This window comes from Aphanothece hegewaldii CCALA 016 (genome assembly GCF_003007785.1).
In the GTDB taxonomy this organism is placed as follows: Bacteria; Cyanobacteriota; Cyanobacteriia; order Cyanobacteriales; family Microcystaceae; genus Chroococcus; species Chroococcus hegewaldii.
The window spans coordinates 142743-165886 of the sequence record NZ_PXOH01000008.1 but is presented as its reverse complement, the minus strand read 5'-3'; the positions used below and the strand labels follow the sequence as shown (position 1 = coordinate 165886).

Genomic DNA, 23144 nt, shown 5'->3' with positions numbered 1-23144 from the left:
ATAACTATTTAGCTTTGATATTAATTAGTATTTTTTATTCCTAAACTTTAAATTACTATTTTTTTAATTTAAATGGCTGGCGCTAGTGTCCAAGTTGATTTAACTTTAGATATTTTGCTTATCTCATTATGATCGGATTTTTCAATAGGGGTAAATGTTCCCTGCTGGAATTTTTCCCGACACAGAAAATGTTGAATTTTGCCACTAGAGGTTTTAGGAATACTACCTGGTTTTAACAAAACTATATCATGTACTTGTAAACCATGTTGTGCGGTTAATGCTTGTCTAATGTCCCAAGTGACTTCTTTGGGGTCAATTTTTTTAAGATAAGTGCGTTCAACTTCATGGACAATCACTAATTTTTCACAGGAATTAATTGTTACTCCAAAAGCTGCCCCACAGCCGCCGCGTAAAGCTGGATGTGCTTGTGATACGGTTTGTTCGATATCTTGCGGATAGTGATTCTGTCCCCGAATAATGATGACATTTTTCATCCGTCCTGTTACGAATAACTCACCGTCTTCGCGCAGAAATCCCAGGTCGCCTGTACGCAGAAAATTTCCTTTTTCTGTTGCTAAATTAGCGTAAAATATTTCTTTGGTTTTTTGCTCTTGTTTCCAATATCCTTGAGCTACGCTTTCACTACTAACCCAAATTTCACCAATTTGATTCGCCGAACACCGAGTCAGGGTTTTTGGATTAACAATCGCTATTTTACCATCAGCCTTAACACGACCGCAACCGACTAAGGTTTTAGTTCCTTTTCCCGTTGCGATGCTTCTAATCACTTGATTTTTAGCTAAGGCGGTTTCTTCTACGGTTTCTAAAATTGGGGCTTGACTTTTATTACCACCTGTGACCAACAAAGTCGATTCAGCCATACCATAGCAGGGGTAAAACGCTTCATGACGAAAACCGACTTCGGCAAACTTATCGGTAAATTGTTCTAAAGTTTGAGGGTTAATGGGTTCAGCCCCAGTAAAAGCCACTTCCCAACTACTCAAATCTAAATTAGCCATTTGTTCTGGAGTGACTTTGCGTACGCATAAATCATAAGCAAAGTTTGGCCCGCCGCTTGTTGTACCACCATAACGAGAAATGGCTTCTAACCAGCGAACTGGTTTTTGCAGGAAATCAACGGGAGACATCAAAGCGACTGGAAAACCGCCATAAAGAGGTTGCAGTACACCACCAATTAATCCCATGTCGTGATATGGAGGTAGCCAGATGACACCTTGACTATTAGCGTTGTGTCCAAAATTTTGATGAATGAGGGATAGATTATGAATAAGGTTGCCATGAGTTAACATGACTCCTTTGGGGCTTCCAGTTGAACCAGATGTATACTGAAGAAAGGCTAAGGAATCTTTATTAATGGGGGAAGGTTGCCAAGTTGTTGTAAGACGGTTGACTAATTTGTCAGTTGCTAACCATCTTAAAGAGTTTAGTTGTGGATGTTGTTCTAAGTTGTGTTCAATATTTTGTAAGACTGAACTGGTTGTTAATACATCTTCGGCTTGACAGTCGTTAATAATTGCTTCTAACCGTTGTAGAGATTGGTTACGACGCGGTGGATAAGCAGGAACAGCGACTACACCAGCATAAAGACAGCCAAGAAAAGCACTAACAAAATCAATACCAGGAGAATACATTAAGAGGACTCGTTTACCAGTTAGCCCTAGGTTTTGGTATAGCGCACCCAAAGAGCGAGCTTTTTGATCTAGTTCTTTGTAGGATAATTCTAGGGTAATATTTTCGCCATCTCCCAAAAATTTGTAGGCGATAGCATTCGGCTGCTTTAATGCTCTAGATCTTAATAAATCAACTAGGCTTTCACTTTGATGATGATTGGGAATTTGCTTTAGTTGATACATAAATAATTTTTTTCTCTTTAAGCGTTTTACTCAATGTCCTAAAAAAGCAACTAAATTTCATTTCTTAAAAGACCAACGAATCTAAAAAGTTTGTTGTTGCTTTGTTTGTTAGCAATTCACTCAAAAGAGAGATAAAGAAATGTATATTTAGTTCATTGACAGAGTACAGAGTAAATGTTAAAAAGTCGATTAGCCGAATCGAGCTTATAAATATTAGGATACGTGATAGTACTTATAACTTATTCAAATACTAAGTTGCACTGGCTCGTTTGTAGAGAATGAGCCACAGTAGTATAAAATAGCACAGTTTCACCCAAAATGTAACTCGCTTTGGAAGATGTTGCGATGGGCGCGATCGTACTATACTGATCAAATGTCAGCAATTTATGACATTTTTATCTAATCTAAGTAGTTTTATTTTATTTGGGTTTGTTCCGAAGCAGTAGGCTCACTCCAGCAACAACAAATAAGCCAAAAACAGCTTGTGGCTCTGGCACAGATATACTATTACTTTCCCCATAAACTTCTACAGAGCGTTGAGCTAAAATGGTGTGGGCGTAGCTCGTTAAATGTATATCGTCCCAAAATAAATAATCATTGGGGTCACTACATTGATTAGCTGTTGCTAAATTTAGACAAGCATCCTGAATATTAGCAAAATTATTGAAGCTTTTTTTCAAGAATCTATTAAAATCTAAAAAAGTGATGTCGAGTTCTTGTTCTTGTTGTAATGAGTCTAAAGCGATTTGCAAAGTAAGATTATGTTGTCGAGAAAGATTTTTAAGAAATTCTTTTTCGTCTTCACTAATGCCATTTAGAGCAGGTGCTATGGTAAGATCAGGAATGCCAGCTATAGCAAAATTTTTAGCCCCGGCATTAGCAAGTTGAGTAATACTTTCAGTGATCTTGCCAACCACTGTTTCAACATCGAATGACAAATTGCCGTCTTCATCGGGATAATAATCGTTAGAACCCACGGCAATTAGGTATAGAGCATCTGGATCAATGGATGGAGTAGAGAAGATGCCTAAAGCTTGTGAAGATGGAGAAAACTGAGCCGATAAAAAACTATTAATTTGATAGTCTAATCCCATCGAATTTTCTAAAAAATAATTATAATTAATGCCTGAACCAGCGATCGCATAATTATTAGCCGAGTTGTACTCTAAGGTTGCCTGTCCAAAACCATTATTTTTTAAATCTTCTGGGAGATTTTCAACAAAAACTTTACCATTTGAAAAACGCCCATTAAAATATCCTAAAGATGACGGTGGAGACTCGCCATTTGTTAGATCATAAAGATTCCCATCATCTACCAAACTATCCCCAAATACAAATAATTGGGAAATCGAATTAGCTTTAACCAGTTGACTTGCTTCGGCTGGCAAACTGCTTAAAAACAATTGACCAAGAGCTACACTAAAAATAAATTTTTTTAAATTTTTACTAATTTTTTTCACTTTTTTTCTCCTATTATAGAAAAAATCTAAAAGGATTTCATTCAAATTATGTTCTTATGCAAATTTTGAGAAAACCAAATATGGTTAATCCGATTATTTTATTTAATAAAATACAGAGCGATACCTCCATACTTGATGGCGGACTTGGTATATTATTTTTATTTATTTGTCACCTTTAAAGTATAACTCTTGATTGAGCTACTCAGTCAATACAAGAGCTAATTCTGTAATTTTTTTTCAACTTAATCCTTAAATATCGCGGATATATTATTAACTTTTATTGCAATTTTTAATCGGGTATAATTACTGAAATGACAAAATCTTTAGGGGAACTGATACACGGCTCAAGAGAGACGCATCTCCTGCCATAAATCTTGATATTTTTGCGCTAATTCGGCAGCTAGAGGTAGGATAAACTCACTTTTTTCGAGAATGCTCTTATTAACAATTAAAAGAGAGTTTTCTTGAAGCTCTTTAGGTAATTTCTCGGATGATTGGGTTAATATTACAGGAGATATACCTTTAGTAAACAAAGAAATTAAATAAGCGGGTTGGGTTTGCCAGCAAAAATCAATCCACTGCTCTATAACTGATGTATCATCACGATTGACCATCGCCGGTTTAACCCATAAATCAGCCCATAAAGATGTCCCCGATAGAGGAACAATGGCTTTAAGATTACGATTGTTCGATAAACTGGACAGAATATCATTAGACCAACCCACTGCTAACCATGTATCGCCAAGTATTAAGGGCTGTAAATAATGATTAGAACTATAATACTTAACCTGTTGCTGCAAACTCTTTAATTCTGAACTTAATTGAGGAATATTGTCTAAATTCGTCGTATTATAAGAATATCCCATTTTTTTAAGCGTTAATCCGATAATTTCTCTGGGTTGATCGACCATTGAAATACGCCCTTTTAACTCAGGTCGCCATAAATCTGACCAGTCTTGCGGTTCCCATCCCAAAGTTTTAAATTTATCTTGGCGATAGGCGATTAAAGTTGTTCCCCAACGATAAGGAGCGCCCCAAATTTGCCCAGTTAAGCTAACTTTTCCCTTTGTGTCTCGTTGGACAATTTCCGCGAAGCTAGGGGGTAAATTTTTCCAACCCGATAGTTGTTTGAGTGATAAAGGTTGAATAAGTTTTTCTGATATGGCGATTTCTAACCAAGCATCACCGAGTGTGACTAAATCATCAACGGGGGATTTCCCTGAATTAATTAAAGGCATTTGCCATTCCGAAGAGTCGGCGGGTTTATTAACAGATTTTTGCCACTTTTGTAAGAGCGTTAAAATATCTTTTAATTGAGCTTCTGGTTTAATGACAATTTTGTTGTCTTGAGCAATCTTCTGACGGAATTGCTGAATAAGTTGTGGTGGAATTGACCCTTGTAGGAGTGAAACGCGCAATGATGATGTTGTCGGATTACAACCCGAATTCAATGCGAAGAGTGTTAATGTTCCAGAACCCAATAAAAAAGAACGACGAGTTAGCATAGAGAGGGTAGAGAAAGCGATGAAAAATCTTTATGTGACGGCGAAATATTAAATCTTAATTAAGACTATTGATGGAATCGTTAAATGAATCAGGATTTGTTAGAAGATTTTATAATTTAAGCCTAGCATGGAAAAAATAACTTTTATAGTCAGGTTTAACTATGGATGGGACGCAACAACAAATTGTCAATCTTAACCGAAAAGTCGATCAATTGCATGACATTGTTGAACGAATGAGTTATCAAATTACGGCTCTAATTTCTGCAAAACAGCTTTCTTCTACTGAAAAGCAGCTACATCGCCAAGATTTAGAACCGCTCATGATTTCTGATACCTCTAACAATGGTTCATATTCCCTCTCAATGATGGAACACAAAGATATTATTCAAGACGATTCTCACAAGGGTAACATGACCAATGGCTCAAATGACCCAAATTGGTCGTCTGATATTCAAATTAGGAGATTAACAGCCCAGTTAACGGCGGCTTATAATCGAATCGCTGCTTTAGAAGAACAGTTATTATCCTATCGAATCCATTCTTAAAATCTAATTTCCGGGTTGTGCCTTTTGTGTTGTTTGAGGAGTATTGTCTAAAGTTGGAGGCAGATTAGGTACGGAAGGCACTGAAGGATTTAAAGAAGGATTTGGTGTAGATGGAAGTGGCTGTTGCCAATTGTTTAAGCTTGGAGTAGTTGGATTTGTATAAGGGGTTAATCCTTCGGGGGGTTTCCCTTCGCCTGGTAACGTCGCTAAAGCTACGCGATCGCCACCGATTTGTCTAAGCATATCTAACACCTGAATGACTTCATTGTAACTCGCTGTTCTGGAGGCATTGAGTACCATCAAGCCATTAGGATTAAACTGATGATAGTTTTTGATGGCTTCATAAAGTTGATTTCGCGTCACCAGTTGTTGTTCAACATAAACTTGTCCAAAATCATCCAAGCTAACCACAAGCATTTCTCGCATTTGGGGCGTTCCTGTACTGGCTTTCGGTAAATCTAAACTAATAGCTTGCTGACGAGACAAACCCACCGCCCCTAATATAAAGAATGTTAAAATACAAAAAATAACGTCAATCAGTGGTATAATTTCTATCCTAACTTCTCCTTGGTGAGAGTGTTCGTCCTGCCAAAGTTTGAGAGGACGGGGTGAAAAAGACGTTTTAACTTGACGAGTTGAATTCGACATAAAAAATATTTTCTACGCTACAAATATTTAAAGTTCTCTTTGTTCGAGTGGATCTCGGTTACTCCGCAAAGCATAACGGCTATCATCTAAATCCATCCATTTTTGACGATAAATAACTTCTAATTCACCCCCTGCTTTACGAAAAATGCGTACTTGATTAAACCAGAGAGCCTGAAATAAACGATAAAACGCTAAACTAACAATAGCGACAATTAATCCTGTTGCTGTAGAAATTAAAGATTCACTGATCCCTAGAGTTACTCCTGTCGTCGAAGAAGTCCCTAAATCGCTAATTTGAATATTAGCCAGAGAGCGAATTAATCCTAATACTGTTCCGAGTAAACCCAGTAAGGGAGAAAGTGCGATCACGGCTTCTAAAATTTTATCACCCCGTCTCATCGCGGATAAAGCATCATCGGCGGCAGATTCTAAGGCAAAGTGAAAGACTTCTGGTTCAGGATTATTTAATTTTAGAGGCGCGTAGAGAAATTTAGCGATCGGATGTTCTCGATAATCTCTGGCTACTTTTGCGGCAATTTCCCAGTTACGCGACGCAGTTTCCAGAATTTGTGTCAAAATTTTTCCTTCATTGAGTAGGGTTTGTGTCCAAAACCAAATACGTTCAATAATGGTACTCAACGCAAGAATAGAAAGAAAAATTAACGGCCACATTGCTGGGCCACCTTTAGTAATAAGTTCGGGTAAATTCACTGTTACTGTCTACCTCCGTTGTTCTTTGGTAATCCTAATTGCTTTTAAATAGATGACTTTAGATAAATAAAAGTTCACGTTTAGCTTACCAGTATACCAAGTCCAACATCTTAATATTAATAATGACTACCAGACTTACGATGATGAACGGCGGTTAAACCATCACGTTGTACTTTTCCTTTTTGGGCGATCGCATAAACTACCCAATGATCACCGCATTCCATTCGACTATCGACGCGACATTCCACATAAGCTAAGGCATCTTTGAGGATGGGTGAACCATTTTCTGCTATTTCTACGGCTAAATCGCCAAATCGTTCTTCTCCTGGGCTAAACGGTTTTAAGAAATGTTTCATTAAACCTAAATGTTTGCCTTCTTCTAAAATATTTAGAACAAATGTATTGCCACTGTAGAGTAAAGATTCGATTGCCCGTTCTTTGGCGACGGCAATGGTTAAACCTGGTGGGTTAAAGGTTGCTTGCGATACCCAAGAGGCTAACATAGCCCCGCCTAATTCTCCTTGGTGAGTGGTAACGACGCATAATGAACCAACAATTCGCCCTAATGCTTGTTCTGTTCGCGCTGACTGCGATTCACTTACAGAAGCTTTAGGTTTACGCGCTTTCTGCATTTTTTTAATCGTTTGGGCAAAATCGGTTCCCGCTTCTTCACAGGTTTTTAGAGTTGCGTCAGTGGGTTTAAATTTAGCCCGAATCGGTTCAAACCCTAAACGATAGCCCCCATCTTTGAGTTTACTTTCTAAATAGTCTATAGCTTCTCCACTCCAACCAAAAGAACCAAAAACCCCCGCTAGTTTATTTTTATCAGCGTTGGCTAAAGTAATGCCTAAAGCAGTTTGAATTTGCGTGGGGGCGTGCCCAGCGAGAGTGGGTGAACCAAAAATAAAGCCATCTGCTTTTTGTACGACGGTTTTAATTTCATCAGGATCAGCAGATTCAGCGTTAATTGATTCGACGGCGACTCCTGCTTTAGTGATTCCTCGTGCGATCGCTTGTGCTAAAGTAGCAGTATTCCCGTATGCCGAAGCGTAAATCAAAGCGACGGAAAATTCTTGAGATTTCTGAGTATTTAACCATTCTTGATAAGATAAGGTTAATTCTGCTAAACCATAACGTACCAGTGGTCCATGTCCTGTAGCATAAATTTTAGCGGGTTTATCGCTTAATTTTTCTAAAGCGGTTGTTACTTGTTTTGCATAGGGCGCGAGTAAACAGTCAAAGTAATAGCGTCGATCTTCGTTATAGATTTTCCAACCTTCATCTAATACTTGATCACCACAAAAATGCGCCCCAAAAAGTTTATCGGTATATAAAACTTGTGTTTTTCTATCAAAGGTACAGAGTTCATCTGGAAAACGCGGGTTAGGAGTGGGAATAAATTCGAGTTGATGATCTTTGCCGATTTCTATGATTTCTTCACCTTTAACGACTTGAATCTTTAAAGGAATTTCTTCTAAAATTTTACTGAGAGAAATTGAGCCTAAATTGGAACAAATAAAGGTAATTTGCGGAGCAATTTCTAATAATGCTTTGAGAGTTACGCCACGATTGGGGTTAACGTGTCCTAAAATGACGTAATCTATGGTTTTTGGGTCGATTCGTTCTTTTAAAGCATTGAGAAAAATCGATGTAAAAGATTCTCCAGGCGGATCTAATAAAACAACTTTTTCATCTTGAATAAGGTAGCTATTAGCGGTAGTTCCTTTTTGTAGTCCGTATTCGATTTCAAATTTTAGTCTATCCCAAGTCCGAGAACGAAGTACGAGGGTATAAAGGGCGATGGGAGAAACTTGTACATCTCTGGGTTTCATGTTGATTTCGCACTTAGATAAACGATTCTTTTACAGATTAACGCAAAAGGTGACCGTTTCGATTAGAAGGATTTTTCTTTTCAAAAATTATAATAATCTTAATTGTGTTTTGGGTAAATTAGGAGAAGAAACGGGCTCTTTTTCCTCATCTTCTACATCAATCCAATTTTCATCGGGACGATTGAGTAAATTTTGTGCCGCTTCGAGCATATCTGGGACTAACTCTCTTAAATCTTCACGATTATTGAGATAGGTTTTTAAAGCTTCTAAGGGATCTAAATTATTGTTATGTCCTAATTCTGGGAGACGAGGACGAGCTAATTGACTAATTAATTCAGTCCGAATACTATAAGTATGTGCTGGTTTTAAGGCTTGATGAATTTCACTCATATCAATTAGTTCGATTTGTTCAGAACGAATTTTATAAATCAGTCTAATAACGGCTTCATTGATGTCTTTTTTTTCGATGGCTTTTAGAATGACTTCTTGAGGATTGTCTTTATTACAAGCATCCACCTCAATTGTACAAAAATTTCTCACTGGTAAGGGGCAAAATTCCCAATTGACTGAACCTTTTTCTACGTTGATGATTACATAGCCTTTTTCTTCTTTTTCTTCACTAAAATCAACGCGATCGATACTTCCTGGATAAACGATTGGCGGATCATTCGATAAATTTAAGTTTTGATGTTTGTGAACATGACCCAAAGCAACGTATTCAAATTCGGGACGATTTAATAAGGCAATAGGAACAGTAAATCCTTTCCCAACTGCTAAAAAACGTTCTGCACCTAAATTAGCGCGATCAGCCATAACATGGGCTAATAAAATAGTGGGAAGCGTCGGATCAAGTTGACGTATTTCGGATTCTAAAATCGGTTCTAATGTTGATATTAATAAGTCGTGAGTTTCGGCTAATGATAGTCCTTCTGTTTTAGAATTTGTTAATAAGTTTGATCTCGTTAACCAAGGAAGCGTCAGAACTTGGATATCACCGTTAGGAGTGTTAATATGATGGGTTTTAAGACTATCGCCAACGATAAAACCAGGCACAGCTAAAGTACGATAAATACAAAGACTTGCACCGCCATTTCCCTGGGAATATTGATCATGATTTCCTACTAATAAAACAGTTGGTATATTCGCATCCGCTAGACGACGAAATTGACTCGCAAAAGCTTCGTGAATATAGGGTGCAGGAGTAGCATCAGGAAAAGCATCACCACCAAATAACACGAGATCTACGGGTTCCGAGATCGCTTGATCAATACAAAGGCTTAAACTATTGACAAAATCCTCTAAACGTGTATTTAAAAGAGTTTTGGGGTTATGTTTTCCATGAGAAAAACCACTACCCATATGAATATCTGAAAGATGAAGTATTTTAATCATTGTTTGTCGTGTGAAAATTGTTTTTCAAGTTGTTGATATTTTTCGACTTCGATAATTTGTTTGAAGTCGGTAAAAGATAAGTTATTTGAGAATCCTGTTGTTGTTCCTTGTTTTTTAAGATGCTCAAAACAAGTGAGAATGGCTTGTGTTGCTGCAAGTAAACCCGAAAGCGGATAGACAACTATTTTAAAACCGATTTCTTGTAATTCTTGATGGGAAAGAATCGGCGTTTTGCCACCTTCAATCATATTAGCCAGTAAAGGAATGTTGGGTAATGCTTGTGCGCACGCTTTTAAATCATCTACTGATTGAGGTGCTTCAATAAAGATTATATCTGCACCCGCTTCGGCGTAAGCTTTTCCTCTAGCAATAGCCTCAGTTAAACCCAATGAAGTATAAGCATCAGTTCTCGCTACAATAATTAGATTTTCATTTTTACTAGCATAGCGAGCCGCTTTAATTTTTTCGATGTGTTCGGCTGCGCTAATAACCTGTTTTCCTTCAAAATGTCCGCATTTTTTGGGAAAAACTTGATCTTCTAATATAATTCCCGATATTCCTTGTTGTACCGCATCCTTTACCGTTCGGATTACATTTAGCGGGTTGCCATAACCTGTATCTAAATCGGCAATGATGGGAATGCTCACAGCTTGCGCCATTTTACTGATAGTATACAGTGTTTCACTTGCACTTAGCAACCCATAATCAGGAACTCCTAATGTTGAAGCGGCAATGCCAAAACCACTGGTAAAAATTGCTTCAAATCCTACTTGAAGAGCGAGTTTAGCACTGATACAGTCATAGACACCAGGAAGAACTAGAATGTTAGGTTGAGTGAGCAGTAAACGTAGTTGAGGAGCTTTTGTCATTGAGTTAGGAATTATGAGGGATGATGAGAGAATTATTGTCGTTTTTTTCTAACTGTTTTATCATTTTAGAGAAAAAAAACCAAAAAAGTTAGTTAAATTTTATTTTATCAATGAACAAACAAACAACACCTATACTCTATTTTGATGGAGGTTCTAGAGGAAATCCTGGAATCGCCGCAGGTGCAGCAGTTATTCAGTTACCAAAGAAAGAATCCTATATTGTTAGTGATTTCATGAAATATGCTACTAATAATGAAGCGGAGTACACAGGTTTAGTGATTGGTTTAGAAAAAGCGCAACAACTCGGAATAAAAATATTAGAAGTTAGAGGAGATAGTCAATTAGTTATTAATCAAGTGAATGGATTATGGAAAGTCAAAAGTGAGAACTTACAAGGATTATATAATAAGGCGCGGCGGTTAATTTCACAATTCAATAAAATTAATATTAGTTGGATTCCTCGTAAAGATAATCATTTAGCTGATACCGCAGTTAATGAATGTATTGATCAAGCAATTGGTAAAGTTTCTCAATCTATGATTACTCAAAATCCTGTTTTATTTACATCAAATCTTTTTAATCAAGGAGATTTAATTGTTATTAGTCAACAACAAAATAGAGACAATACACAAGCTGGAATGATTGTCGAGTCGCCAGAAATATTAGATAATGGAAAGATGCGAATTGTGATTGAAATAAATACTAAAGATTAATATGAATATCTATTTGATTTTATATAGTAAAAGAGGTTGTCATCTTTGTGAAGGATTGCTAGAAAAATTACAACAGATTAAATATATCAAAACTCAAGAATGGCACTTAGAAATTAGAGATATTACCACTAACTCAGATTGGTTTGAAGCATATCAATATGAAGTACCTGTATTAGTCCAAAAATTATCTAAAGGTGAAAAAACATTGCCTCGCTCTTCTCCTCGTGCAACAGTTGAACAAGTAGAAAATATTTTAAATAAGAATTTAATCTTAAATTGATTTAATGATACTTTCTTCTATCTGATGAATTGCCGAAAGAATATTATCATCGAGTAAAGAAATCTTAATTTCTTGCAAATAATCTAAAATAGCTTCTCGTAAAACAGGTTTTTCGACTTGTACTGTATGATTATAATCCCAAACATCCCAGATAATAATCCCCACTCCAACAATAGGATCAAGAAATGGCAATATACCTAATTCTCCAGCAACTGCACCACCTGTTTTAGCGGCTAATTTTGCACTTCCTTTAACAGCAACTTTCGCCATCACTTTACTACCTATTTTAACAGCTACTGGGACTATTGCTTTAGCTAAAAAATAAGTACTACCACCGACTAATAATTTCATCGACAGATTAGATAAATTTCCTTCAGTATCAGTAATCGTAACACCAATATCATCTAAATATCGCTCCCATTCTACTTGTGGAATAGCATATTTAATTTGTACTTGAGCAAGATTATTTTTAAGTTCATCAATATAAATTTGTGTAGTTTCTTTCGTCATTCGTTCGAGTTTTAGTTGTTCTACTTTTGGACGAAGTACCCGTTTAGCAAACTCAGTTTGAAAGTCTTGTGTTAATTTTTCTGCTACTGCTTGACTGGGTGAAGGACTATTATTATCTATCTGATGAGTAACTACTGAACTTATCCAAGTTATCGGTGCAGTAAATTCAATTTTCTTTTGATTAAAATAATCAAAATACCAAGGTAAAAAACTGGTATCGACTCGATTAGTTAATTCATCAATCCAGTCATCTAATTCTTGTGTTGCAGACTTTCTAGCGGTTATTTCTGCACTCTGTAAAGCTTCGATTAAAGCTTGATCTAAATTAGATTGTTTTAGCGGTGTAATTGAAACAATTTCTGTTTTAGGAAGACTTTTTTGAGGGTAGTTTTGAGAGATAGAACGAGTGATGAAAAATTGACCAAGTAAAGGAATAAAAACAATTAAAATAACAATTAACCAAATATAAGGGGTAATTGATTTAATTATTTGTACCCAAGTTTTCAAGCGTTCTGTTTTTTCATTATAAGAAGGTTTGTCATCTTTCATGAGTTTTATTAATTAATTATAGGAATATTTGAAGGAAGATAAGACCAAGTAAATTTAGGATTAACTTCTATTACCATATGCTCTGGTGTAAATAATTCCCAATAAGCTACATCTGAGTCATCATCTTCTAAATCTGGCAGAATAATTAAATGATAATTATTGCTAAAAGTTATAGTAAGAACTAAACTAGGGTAATGAATATCAAAGTTACTGATTTTACTTCCTTCGATAACTTTAATTTTTTTTTCAAAAGTTTCTACATTTAAGACAGAACTTGTAATAACTTGATCTTGATAAATAAGTTTCCAATCTGTCCCTCTAGTTCCAAAAACCCATGATCCTCTTTTATAATTTTTTAACTTTTTGTTAGTGTACGGGATTTGCTCTCCAATGTGAAAATTTAGTTCATCACCGTAACTGACTTCAATAGACCAACAAATTTGACCAAGAAGTGGTTTAACTATATCTCTAAGAATTTGTAAGTCTTGCTCTTGTTTGATCGATTCAGTAATATAAGAATTGATTAGCATAATTATAAGATATTTTTTCAATCCTAGTTTTATTCAATTTCTAAAAATTCCATAGCTTTTTGTAGTAATTCTTCATAAGTAAAGTCGCCTTGCTCATTTTTTGTGCCTCCGTAACCCAGCTTTTTTTCTGTTTCTATAAATTTGCCGAATCCTTTTCTTTCTTCTATTGTCATTTTAAATTCTTTGGCAATACGATTTATTTGTTTAATATCTTCTTTGGGCATTAATTGTAATTTTTATAAATTTATATAAAAAGGTGAGCAACCAGCCCACCTCTTATTCTAACTAATTTACGATCGCTCTTCAAAAAATCCTAAACTTTTGCCGATTTGACTAATTTTTCCCAGCCCAAATCTTTAAGGTTATTATTGCGACGTAAAGGACGAGTCGCTAACTCTAGAATATCTCTAGCATTCGTAAAACCATGAATTTGAGCAAAGGTAAATTCAACAGACCATTTAGTATTAATTCCCCGCGCTTCTAAGGGGTTTGCGTGTGCCATTCCTGTAATCACTAAATCAGGTTTTAGCTCATAAATACGCTGAATCTGATTATAATTATCGGGTTTTTCGACAATTGTGGGTAGAGATACACCCATTTCTTGACAGGTTTTTTCTAGTAATGCTAATTCTGCTGCTTGGTAACGTTTATCCATATAAGGGATACCAATTTCAGGACAAGTCATACCGCAGCGAATTAGGAAACGTGCTAGGGAGATTTCTAATAAATTATCGCCCATGAAAAAGACAGATTTACCGCGAATTAGTTTAACATAATCTTCTAAACTTTCCCAGATTTGGGCTTCTCTTTCGGCTAATCCTTTGGGTTCGATATTGAATACAGAACAGATTTTCTCAATCCAAGCACGAGTTCCATCAGGACCGATGGGAAATGGTGCGCCAATTAGTTTACACTTACGACGACGCATAAAAGTAGTAGCGGTGCGAGATAAGAAGGGGTTGACACCAGCGACATAATACCCTTCTTGAACAACGGGTAATTCTGTATAACGTTTTGAGGGTAGCCATCCTGAAACTTGAATACCCTGTTTTTTCAGTTCTAGGGTTAAATTAGTAACAACGGGATCGGGTAATGAGCCAAAAAGTACTAAAGGAGGATGAGTCGCATACTCAGCTTGTTCGGCTTTAACGTCTTCTTTTTTGCGTCCAAAAGCGAGTAATTTTTGGATAGAGTTGCGTTCTTCTTTTTCTTCTTCTTGCTTGACTCCTTCTGGACATTTATGCACCATCGAAGCGAGTACGGTGTCTTCTCCTTGGGTGAAAGCGTAGTCTAGACCGTTGGCACGTGCGGTTACAATGGGGATACCTAGTTCTGCTTCGAGTTTGGGTGCTAGTCCTTCTAAATCCATTTTAATGATTTCGGTGGTACAAGTCCCAATCCAAACAATAACACTTGGGTTGCGATCGCGTTTAATCTGTAAACAAAGACGTTTTAATTCTTCATAGTCGTTGAGTTGTGCTGAGATGTCCCCTTCTTCTAATTCTGCCATTGCGTAACGGGGTTCAGCAAAGATCATTACTCCCATTGCATTTTGCAGGAAATAGCCACAGGTTTTTGTTCCAATGACGAGGAAAAAACTATCTTCAATTTTTTGATACAGCCACGCGACACAGCTAATGGGACAAAAAGTATGATAATTCCCAGTTTCGCATTCAAATTGTAAAGCGGATGGTTCTTGTGCAACGGTCATGATGAATGAGTTCTCCTAGTTTATGTTATGTTCGGAATTGTTTAAGGTATTCGGTGTCTGATTGAGATTTTTCTTTTTCGGCTTTCCATTTAGTAAGCTCTTTTTCAGGATCGAAATTTAAACCCAAAGCTTCTACTAATGCGTCTTCATCGGTATTTAGTTTACAAAACGGGACTAACGTTTCTTTTAGACTGGGTTCTAGTGCACTAACCACACCTAAGATCAACATTGAATCAGGACAAGTCTCTTTATTGTCTAGACTTGTATAGTAGCCGCCTTCTTCCATTAAAATTTTGAGCCAAGAGCGATTAGTTTCATAGAACTCCAGCCATTTATCTTTCAGAGACATACAATAATTTCTCAAAATAGTTTGACGTTTTTATTGTTCCCCAAACTTTTTGGAAATTTATCATTTGTCAGCGTTAATTCAAATACCGCCAGCGATTTAAATCGCTGTCTGATAGCATAAATCGGTTAAAACCGATTAAATTTATTGATGTAAGAGTCCGTTTTAACGGACTTTAGCTATTAGACAGGGAATTTATTCCCTGACGAACTCCATGTGTTGACGAACTCCATGTGTTGACGAACTCCATGTGTTGGCGAACCATTGAACATTAATTCTTACCCGTTACACCATCATTAAATCTAATTCCTCATCTGCACTCATGACAGGAGGTTCTTTAGGATTAAGATAGAAGTCAGATAATAGAGTGAATAATTCTCTATCGGGTGATTCACTGGGGACAACGCCTTCAGGACGAGATAAAATCTGATCGGCAATGTTGAGATAATAATCACAAACATAGCTCAAAGATGGATCACTTTCGGCCATTTCAAATAAGGTTTTTCCTTTAACCCGCGATACCCGAATATCTTCAATTAAGGGTAATACTTCTAAAACGGGCATGGTTACATGGTCTACATATTTATCAATTAAATCTCGTTTTGAGGTACGATTTCCGATTAATCCTGCTAAACGAAGGGGATGAGTTCTCGCTTTTTCTCGTACTGATGCGGCGATACGGTTTGCGGCAAAAAGCGCATCAAATCCATTATCTGTAACAATTAAACAATAATCTGCATAATTGAGAGGTGCAGCAAAACCACCGCAAACCACGTCACCGAGTACATCAAAAAGAATGACCTCAAATTCGTCAAAGGCGTTAAGTTCTTTGAGGAGTTTAACGGTTTCGCCAACAACATAGCCACCGCATCCCGCACCAGCCGGCGGGCCACCTGCTTCTACACATTTTACACCTGCATAGCCATCATAAATAACATCTTCTGGCCAGATGTCCTCGTAATGAAAGTCTTTTTCTTGTAGGGTATCGATGATGGTAGGAATGAGAAAACCCGTCAAGGTAAAGGTACTATCGTGTTTTGGATCACATCCAATTTGTAAAACTTTTTTGCCTCTTTTGGCTAAAGCTGCCGATATATTACAGCTTGTGGTCGATTTTCCGATTCCGCCTTTTCCGTAAACAGCTAGTTTTAATGTCAAGGTGTCCTCTCCTGTGTCCTCTGTACAAATCTCATTGATTGCATTATTGACTAAGTTTGATTCGATTGCTAGAGGTGTTGTTTTTGAATTTGCTCGTAATTTAGATATTTATATATATTTTGGGCATATAAATTCTATAAATCTCTCAAAAAGCTCTTATAATCTTTAAAAAATCTAAAAAATAAACTTTATAACTACATTTATATTAAATACGAACAAAAGACAAAAATGAAATAATCAATAAATGCGATCGCCAAAATCGAAAAAATCTGAGTTATTGCGAGGGTTCATAAATCAATCATCCTTACTCAATAAGGGTTTTGCTTCCTGATCCCTATCAAACCTTGATTAATTCAATTGATCTCATTTTCCGAATGAGTGAACGCTAAGAGTTTTACAAAGAATAGTTACATTTTTGGCACTTATTTTTCACCCGTTGCAACAAGTACCGCAACCAGCTAAAAAAATCTAAGATAACTATATTTAAAAAAACAACCAATGAAACTTTTAGAATATTTCGAGCAATCATATATCATAAATCTGCCCATTCGTCAAGATAGACTTAAACAAATCACTCAAGAATTAGCCAAACAAGGCATTAATCTAACGTCTGATCATATTGATATCTTTGAGGGAATTCGTCCGACAGAACCTCAAGGATTTCCAAATATCGGTAGTCGGGGATGTTTTCTGAGCCATTTACAAATTCTCAAGCAAGCCCAAAAAAAACAACTTAACAATATTTTGATTTTAGAAGATGATCTCGCTTTTGCCCCATTTTTTCAAAAAGAGCAAGAAAATATAGTCGAACAACTTCGCTCATCAAATTGGGGTTTTGTGTATCTCAGTCATCGAGAACAAGTAACAGCAACTTCGCCCGTTTCCCTGAGTCCGTATAGCGATAGTGTCTTAACCACTGGGTTTTATGGAGTTAATGGGACTATTATAGAACCGCTAATTAATTTTCTAGAACAATTACTCACTCGACCCGCAGGACACCCAGACGGTGGGCCGATGCACATCGACGGAGCGTATTCAACCTTTAGAAAAAAACATCCTGAAATCCTGACCTTAATTTCATGTCCTACAATAGCTTGGCAAAGCTCGTCTAGAAGTGATATTAGTCCCAACTTTTATGATCAAATCCCCGTCATCAGAGAAGCAGCAACTCAGCTAAGAAAAGTCAAAAGATGGTTAAGGTAATCTCTTTAAATAAAACCCTTTGCTTGGTAGGATTAATCCTGACGACACGATGAATCACTTATGAGCATACAGACCGACGGAATTGCGCCCCACGGCGGACACTTAATCAACCGTATTGCAACGCCTGCAGAACGGGAAGAATTTATTGAGCAACAAGATCACTTACCGCGAATTCAACTCGATGAAAGAGCAACCTCTGATTTAGTAATGATTGCCATTGGTGGTTTTAGTCCCCTCAATGGCTTTATGGAACAGGCTGAATATGAATCCGTTGTCGAAGATATGCGATTCGTAAACGGTCTTCCCTGGGCGATTCCTGTCACTTTATCAGTAACCGAAGAAGTCGCAGAACCCCTTAAAGAAGGAAGTTGGATACGCTTAGATGATCCGACAGGACGATTTATTGGAGTTCTCGAACTTACGCAAAAATATCGTTATAACAAAGCGCACGAAGCGGTTAACGTTTATCGTACTGATGATATTAACCATCCTGGCGTAAAAGTTGTATATGAACAAGGGCCAATCAACTTAGCTGGTCCCATTTGGTTATTACAACGCGATCCTCATCCTTATTTCCCAACCTATCAAGTTGATCCCGTCGAGTCTCGTAAACGGTTTAAAGAAAAAGGATGGAAAACCGTAGTTGGTTTCCAAACCCGTAACCCCATTCACCGCGCCCATGAATATATTCAAAAATGCGCCCTAGAAATCGTTGATGGCTTATTTTTACATCCTTTAGTCGGTGCGACGAAAAGCGATGATATTCCTGCTGACGTGCGGATGCGCTGCTATGAAATCATGATCGATCTATATTTTCCACAAGATCGGGTAATTTTAGCCATTAATCCCTCAGCGATGCGCTATGCGGGTCCAAGAGAAGCGATTTTTCATGCCCTAATACGGAAAAATTATGGCTGTACTCATTTTATTGTCGGTCGAGATCATGCAGGTGTAGGGGACTATTACGGAACCTATGATGCTCAGTATATCTTCGATGAGTTTAAGCCAGGAGAATTGGGCATTGTGCCGATGATGTTTGAACACGCTTTCTATTGCACTCGTACTCAACAAATGGCTACAACCAAAACCAGTCCGAGTAGCAAAGAAGAACGGATACATCTATCTGGAACAAAAGTCCGAGAAATGCTGCGTCGTGGTGAACTACCGCCCCCAGAGTTTTCTCGTCCCGAAGTCGCAGCCGAATTAATTCGCGCTGTACAAGGTCAGCCCGCATAGGACAAGATTAAGTTAGAAACAGAAGAGAGTCGCATTGATCGCCATCTTCTGTTTTCTACCATAGGAGATTTCCGCAATGGAATTCAATAGACGATCGTTTTTACACCAAACTGCATTTGGGTTACTGACGTTGGGTGTTAGTCAAAGTGGCTTAATGCGTATGGCTCAAACCCTGGCTGCAACAAATTCACGGAAATTAGCCTTATTAGTCGGGATTAATAAATATGGAGATGAAAATAACAATTTGCAAGGCTGTATTACCGATGTCTCTCGACAAGAGGAATTGTTAATTTATCGTTTTGGTTTTTTACCCAGTGACATTGTTACTTTAACTGATCAACAAGCTACACGAGAAAACATTGAAACGGCTTTTTTAGAACATCTGATCGCTCAAGCTCAACCAGGAGATGTTGTAATCTTTCATTTTAGTGGTTATGGTCATCAAATTAAGCTCACATCGGCGGACGAAAATGAGCAAAAAATTAATAGTTTTTTACCGAGTGATGGACTATTAAATCAAAAAACGATCGCTAATGAAATTGTCTTAGAGACAATATTATTATTAGCTCGATCGCTTTCTACTGATCAAGTGATAATGGTTTTAGATACCAGTCATACCCACAAAGGAAAACAAAAAATCGGGAATCTGAGAGTGCGATCGTTTCCCGTAACATCAAGTGAAATCAACCCCCAAGAGTTAAGCTTACAAGACGATCTCAAAAACCGTATAAAAACCCTCAAAAAACGTTCATCAGTTCCAACACTCATCTTAGGTGCCAGCGAACAAGACCAAGTAGCCACCGAAATCATCGGCGATAGTTGGAGTTCTGGGCTATTTACCTATGTTCTAACACAACATCTTTGGCAAATCACCAGCCCCAGTCAGATTTATTTCATCCTAAATCAAACCAGTCAACAAGTTACACAGTTTACAGGACTACAGCAACAACCCCAACTACTCAAACCCGATAAATCCCGTTTAATTTATGATTTTATTTCTACATCTATCGGTGCAGAAGGTGTTATTACCAATTCAAACGAAAAAACCGCAGATATAAGTTTAACAGGACTTCCTTTTAATCTGATTGATGATCTGGGGTTATCTTCTTGTTTTGTAGTTGCGTCGTCAGAAGAGTTAGAAAAAGATTTCCCATCACCCGAAAATGAAGTATTACAAGTGATCTCAAAGCAAGGATTGAACGCCAAAACTCAACGACTCAAACCGACATCATCTCTCGTCGTTGGACAAACCGTTCAAGAATGGATTAGAGTTTTGCCCCGACAAATCGGCTTAATCATTGCCCTAGATAGTAGTTTATCGCGTATTGAAAGGGTTGATGCAACGAGCGCCTTTGCAACGAAGCCGATCCCTAATTCAATCGCCACCACCAGCAATCAAAAAGTCGATTGTATACTTAGTAAAATAGACTCTAACCCTTCCAAAGCCGTCGGCGACCCCGATTCGCCAAATATTTCATCTACTGCGGCTGATGCCTCTTTAGCCATAGGAAGCTATCAACTTTTATCCGTTGCAGGTACGCCAATTCCCAGTACAAAAGGACTCGACAACGAAGCTGTCAAAGGAGCCGTACAACGTTTAATTCCTCAACTGAAAACCCTTTTAGCCGCTAAATTATGGCGACTCACTTGTAATGAAAGCTCATCTCGTTTGCGTGTCACTGCTTCAATTGACCAACTTACACCAATTACTCAAAACCTAATAACAAAAAATACACGATTAACGAATTTTGTCAAGTCATTGGCGACAAATTCCCTCTCTTCAATTCCACAAATTCCCATTGGCACTGAAATCCAATATCGTTTGACTAATAATGAACCAGAACCCATTTATTGTCTTTTAATGGGAATTGATGGGAGTGGAAAGGGATTTACCCTCAGTTTACCTCGTACAGAGCCAGACACCGAGACGATGGCAAGTGGTCAACTTCAAGATAATATAATTAGATCTAAAGAAACCCTTGTATTACCTCCGAACAACTTACCGACGTGGCGAGTCGCTAGGCCTATAGGTTTAACAGAAATTTATCTAATCTGTTCGAGTCGTCCTTTTGAAAAAACCTTAAAAGTTTTAGAAACCAGTCAAGTTTTCCATCATGAGCGTAATCCAATTTTTACCCTTGCTCAACCTCTAGATGTGGCACAGGCTATTTTAGAGGATTTGAATGCAGCGAGCGAGGAAAAACGTGAATTGAATAACACACCCTCCTCTTATGCTCTAGATGTCAACGCTTGGGCAACTTTAACCTTTATTTATCAAGTCGTTGAGGAAACTAGATAGAATATTTTTATAGGATCAACCCAAAAGCATTCTTAATCAAACTTACATTAAATATTAAAAATGAGCATTCTTCCTCAAACGACCCAACGTCGCCTCAAAAAAATTCCGATTATTCCTGGTGTTGTATGGGAAGGTGATCGTCGTTCGTTATTAGGAATGAAGACGACGATGGAACCCGATAGCGAAGGTAGCGAAGAGTGTGTCATCTGGGTTGATGGTTCAGAAGGTTTTGTCAGAGCGATGGACGTTGTTTCCGTCGATGCTGGACCTGAAGCAATTGTGAGAACATTTCTACGAGCGATCGAAACGCCTCATCGTCCCGCTAAACCCGCACGACCTCAAAAAATTGTTGTCCGTAATAAAGAAATTCACTTCTTTTTACGCGGTGTTCTGCAAAATCTCGATATTGATATTGAACTGATCCCCGAATTACCTCTAATTGATGAATTGTTCCGGGGTTTTGAAGAGATGAACCATTCTCGACCTCCTGCTTTACCCGCTACACAAGAAGCATCTTTGAAAAAAATCGCCTTAGAACTCTGGCAAGAGGCACCTTGGTACGTTTTAGCCGATTATGATATTTTATCGATTAAAATCAACCAATGGGGCGTAGATACTCTCTATGCCTGTGTGATGGGAATGCTAGGACGAGAATACGGCGTAATTCTTTATCGATCGCTCGATTCATTGAAACAGTTTCGGATGGCCGCTTTAGAAAAAAAATCCCTTGAACAGTTAGAAAAGGCTTTTTTATCTCAAGATTGTTGGTTTCTCAGTTATGAGTCTATGATGGATTTAGATCCCGACGATGACGACGACGAGGAAGAACCGATCGATTTAGCGAGTTTACCGCTCTCGGAAATTCGCCCCGTTTTTGGTAGTGTACATCCCTATGAAGGCATTAGACCCTATTTAGATGAAGAAGAGGCCATCGTTGTTAATGTTGCCCTTCAATCTCTATTACGTTTTTACCGTAATACTCATTCTGAATTAGCCGAAGAAACCCTTCAACTAATTAGTAAGCGTTTTCGTGTTTCTGTCATGTCTCAGTCTCAAACTCAAGAGACTATTTCAACAACGGTTTCAACTCTACCCGAATTATCTAGCGAATTTTTAGCCATACTAGAACAAGTAGAAGATGATGACGATGATGACGAATATGATTTCGAGTTTGATGACGATGACGATGACGATGATGAAAACACCTTTTCACTTAGAGAGGATCTAATTCCTGATAATTCATTTTTAAGTTTAGGGATGATTACTTGGGATATACACGAACAAATAAAAACACGTCCTCAGATTTATTATCAAAGTCAAAATATCTCCCAAAAAGGCGACGGAATGCCAATTATTATGGTACAAACCACTCGCCCCAAAGCTAAAGAAATTATCCAAAGAATTCAAATGGGTGGCGGTTTAAAAGCAATCTTTTTTAATCCAGGTGAAGATCCATTTACAGATGTCACTTACGATTTGGGAATTCTACAACTGGGTAATGGCGAATTTTATCTCTTTGGCGAGTTTATTGGGGATGAACCAGAACACATGAAAGCCCGCAAAAATTGGGATAATCGGTGTCAAAAATCTAAAGGTTATTGTGGCTTAATTATTGCAATGGGTGTCACAGGATCGTCTCGTGGTAATCCTCAATTAACCGATATGTTGGCTTTGTTTGAAACCCAATTTATGAAGAGTGAAGATTTAGAGATTGGTGTTTTACAATTGCTTCCTCATTTTGATTAGAATAAAAATAAATAGAACAATTAAAAT

Annotated in this window: 21 protein-coding genes; 7 read left to right on the top strand and 14 right to left on the bottom strand. The window is 37.5% G+C overall.

Features of this window, described 5'->3' with window-relative positions; genetic code table 11:
• Positions 1-68: 68 nt before the first annotated feature.
• The 3 genes from C7H19_RS10360 to C7H19_RS10350 form a co-directional block, all read right to left on the bottom strand.
• Positions 69-1874 carry a fatty acyl-AMP ligase gene (locus C7H19_RS10360; protein ID WP_106456801.1) on the bottom strand — a complete coding sequence of 602 codons (1806 nt, stop codon included), beginning with the start codon at positions 1872-1874 and terminating at the stop codon, positions 69-71.
• A gap of 419 nt (positions 1875-2293) precedes the next feature.
• Positions 2294-3334, bottom strand: coding sequence for an SGNH/GDSL hydrolase family protein (locus C7H19_RS10355; protein WP_181280573.1), 1041 nt, complete (start codon positions 3332-3334; stop codon positions 2294-2296).
• 344 nt (positions 3335-3678) lie between these two features.
• On the bottom strand, positions 3679-4839 hold the full coding sequence (locus C7H19_RS10350; RefSeq protein WP_106456799.1) for an extracellular solute-binding protein: 1161 nt from the start codon (positions 4837-4839) through the stop codon (positions 3679-3681).
• A 161-nt stretch (positions 4840-5000) separates the two neighbouring features.
• Between C7H19_RS10350 and C7H19_RS10345 the strand changes: the two genes are divergently transcribed.
• Positions 5001-5384: a hypothetical protein gene (locus C7H19_RS10345; RefSeq protein ID WP_106456798.1), complete on the top strand. Its 384-nt coding sequence runs from the start codon at positions 5001-5003 to the stop codon at positions 5382-5384.
• A gap of 3 nt (positions 5385-5387) precedes the next feature.
• Here the strand turns inward: C7H19_RS10345 and C7H19_RS10340 are convergent, their stop codons facing one another.
• The 5 genes from C7H19_RS10340 to C7H19_RS10320 form a co-directional block, all read right to left on the bottom strand.
• Positions 5388-6032 carry an ExbD/TolR family protein gene (locus C7H19_RS10340; RefSeq protein WP_106456797.1) on the bottom strand — a complete coding sequence of 215 codons (645 nt, stop codon included), beginning with the start codon at positions 6030-6032 and terminating at the stop codon, positions 5388-5390.
• A gap of 27 nt (positions 6033-6059) precedes the next feature.
• Positions 6060-6704: a MotA/TolQ/ExbB proton channel family protein gene (locus C7H19_RS10335; protein ID WP_181280576.1), complete on the bottom strand. Its 645-nt coding sequence runs from the start codon at positions 6702-6704 to the stop codon at positions 6060-6062.
• A gap of 155 nt (positions 6705-6859) precedes the next feature.
• A complete protein-coding gene (locus C7H19_RS10330; protein WP_106456795.1) occupies positions 6860-8575 on the bottom strand; it encodes a diflavin flavoprotein in 1716 nt (571 codons plus the stop codon).
• Between the two features lie 87 nt (positions 8576-8662).
• Complete coding sequence (sbcD, locus tag C7H19_RS10325; RefSeq protein ID WP_106456794.1) at positions 8663-9967, bottom strand: exonuclease subunit SbcD; 1305 nt, start codon at positions 9965-9967, stop codon at positions 8663-8665.
• Positions 9964-10836, bottom strand: coding sequence for an isocitrate lyase/PEP mutase family protein (locus C7H19_RS10320; RefSeq protein WP_106456793.1), 873 nt, complete (start codon positions 10834-10836; stop codon positions 9964-9966). The genes sbcD and C7H19_RS10320 overlap by 4 nt, the downstream gene beginning before the upstream one ends.
• A 110-nt stretch (positions 10837-10946) precedes the next feature.
• Here C7H19_RS10320 and C7H19_RS10315 point away from each other — a divergent pair, with 110 nt between their 5' ends.
• Together C7H19_RS10315 and C7H19_RS10310 are read left to right on the top strand one after the other, a co-directional pair.
• Entirely contained in the window at positions 10947-11549 is a 603-nt protein-coding gene (locus C7H19_RS10315) for a ribonuclease HI family protein (protein WP_106456792.1), read from the top strand.
• A gap of 1 nt (position 11550) precedes the next feature.
• Positions 11551-11829 (top strand): glutaredoxin family protein, encoded by a 279-nt coding sequence (locus C7H19_RS10310; RefSeq protein WP_106456791.1) that lies wholly within the window; start codon positions 11551-11553, stop codon positions 11827-11829.
• On the opposite strand, the gene C7H19_RS10305 is transcribed toward C7H19_RS10310, so the two are convergent.
• The 6 genes from C7H19_RS10305 to bchL form a co-directional block, all read right to left on the bottom strand.
• On the bottom strand, positions 11821-12888 hold the full coding sequence (locus C7H19_RS10305) for a hypothetical protein (RefSeq protein WP_106456790.1): 1068 nt from the start codon (positions 12886-12888) through the stop codon (positions 11821-11823). The genes C7H19_RS10310 and C7H19_RS10305 overlap by 9 nt on opposite strands.
• An 8-nt stretch (positions 12889-12896) precedes the next feature.
• Positions 12897-13418 carry a hypothetical protein gene (locus C7H19_RS10300; RefSeq protein WP_106456789.1) on the bottom strand — a complete coding sequence of 174 codons (522 nt, stop codon included), beginning with the start codon at positions 13416-13418 and terminating at the stop codon, positions 12897-12899.
• Positions 13419-13447: 29 nt separating this feature from the next.
• Positions 13448-13642 (bottom strand): hypothetical protein, encoded by a 195-nt coding sequence (locus C7H19_RS10295; protein ID WP_106456788.1) that lies wholly within the window; start codon positions 13640-13642, stop codon positions 13448-13450.
• A gap of 89 nt (positions 13643-13731) precedes the next feature.
• On the bottom strand, positions 13732-15129 hold the full coding sequence (locus tag C7H19_RS10290) for a ferredoxin:protochlorophyllide reductase (ATP-dependent) subunit N (protein WP_106456787.1): 1398 nt from the start codon (positions 15127-15129) through the stop codon (positions 13732-13734).
• A 25-nt stretch (positions 15130-15154) separates the two neighbouring features.
• A complete protein-coding gene (locus C7H19_RS10285) occupies positions 15155-15478 on the bottom strand; it encodes a DUF5331 domain-containing protein (RefSeq protein ID WP_106456786.1) in 324 nt (107 codons plus the stop codon).
• Positions 15479-15760: 282 nt separating this feature from the next.
• Positions 15761-16633: a ferredoxin:protochlorophyllide reductase (ATP-dependent) iron-sulfur ATP-binding protein gene (gene bchL / locus C7H19_RS10280; protein ID WP_219907627.1), complete on the bottom strand. Its 873-nt coding sequence runs from the start codon at positions 16631-16633 to the stop codon at positions 15761-15763.
• 498 nt (positions 16634-17131) lie between these two features.
• Between bchL and C7H19_RS10275 the strand changes: the two genes are divergently transcribed.
• The 4 genes from C7H19_RS10275 (at position 17132) to C7H19_RS10260 (ending at position 23117) form a co-directional block, all read left to right on the top strand.
• Positions 17132-17836, top strand: a complete 705-nt coding sequence (locus tag C7H19_RS10275) for a glycosyltransferase family 25 protein (protein ID WP_106456784.1) — start codon at positions 17132-17134, stop codon at positions 17834-17836.
• A gap of 60 nt (positions 17837-17896) precedes the next feature.
• Entirely contained in the window at positions 17897-19072 is a 1176-nt protein-coding gene (gene sat, locus C7H19_RS10270; protein ID WP_106456783.1) for a sulfate adenylyltransferase, read from the top strand.
• Positions 19073-19148: 76 nt separating this feature from the next.
• Complete coding sequence (locus tag C7H19_RS10265) at positions 19149-21371, top strand: caspase family protein (protein WP_106456782.1); 2223 nt, start codon at positions 19149-19151, stop codon at positions 21369-21371.
• A gap of 60 nt (positions 21372-21431) precedes the next feature.
• On the top strand, positions 21432-23117 hold the full coding sequence (locus tag C7H19_RS10260) for a DUF6930 domain-containing protein (protein ID WP_106456781.1): 1686 nt from the start codon (positions 21432-21434) through the stop codon (positions 23115-23117).
• Positions 23118-23144: the final 27 nt, after the last annotated feature.